We start from the raw sequence: 898 nt of genomic DNA on the forward strand, positions 1-898 counted from the left end.
ATCCAGGCGCTCTACGACCAAGCTACCGGCAAGGAGATGCAGAAGGACTATTTCCAGGACGCCACGCTGATCAGCGGCGAGAACTTCGCCAAGTTCAAGGACACTCTCGGTTGCAAGTCCTAGGCTGCCTTTCGGGCTCGGGGCGGATGGCCTTTGGGCGGGCGGCTTCAAAGGGAGTCTCCCGCCCATGACCGTGCCCGTCGTTGCCGTCGAAGGCGTCAGCAAGCGCTTCGGCGCCGTGCAGGCGCTGCGCGACGTGTCGGTCGCTTTCAACGTCGGCGAGATCACCGCGCTGATCGGCGAGAACGGCGCCGGCAAGTCGACGCTGATGCGCGTGCTGGAGGGCGAGCATCGGCCGGATAGTGGCCGGGTCCTGGTCGACGGGCAGCCGGTGCAGCTCAGCTCGCCGCGCGCCGCACACGGCTCGGGCATCCGCGTCATCCACCAGGAGCCGGAGATCATCCCAGAGCTTACGGTGGCGGAAAACATCTTCATCGGCGACATCAAGGCGCGAGGCGCAATTTTTCTCGACCGCGCTGATCTCGAAAGGCGCAGTCTCGACCTATTGCGCACCTTTGGCGTGGTCGACGTGCTTTCGCCCGGGCAGCGCTGCCATGGCCTGAGCCCGGCGCTGAGGCAGCTGATCGAAATCATGCGCGCGCTGCGGCCGGGCGCGCGGCTGCTTGCCTTCGACGAGCCGACCTCGTCTTTGACGGAGGACGAGGCGCAACGGCTGTTCCGCGTCATCCGGCGCCTGAAGGCCGATGGTGTCGCGGTGATCTACATCTCGCACCGGCTGCGCGAGATCATCGAGCTTGCCGATCGGTGCGTGGTGATGCGCGACGGCAGCCGCGTCGCCGACGAACCAATCGCGGCGCTCGACGAGCAGCGCATGGTG

At 66.3% G+C, this 898-nt stretch carries 1 protein-coding gene; it reads left to right on the forward strand.

Going from position 1 to position 898, the window contains the following annotated elements; translation table 11 throughout:
• Positions 1-187: 187 nt before the first annotated feature.
• On the forward strand, positions 188-898 hold a 711-nt coding region (locus EOA60_RS35040; RefSeq protein WP_164899873.1), incomplete at its 3' end, for an ATP-binding cassette domain-containing protein.

This window comes from Mesorhizobium sp. M1A.F.Ca.IN.020.06.1.1 (assembly GCF_004023265.1).
GTDB lineage: Bacteria > Pseudomonadota > Alphaproteobacteria > Rhizobiales > Rhizobiaceae > Mesorhizobium.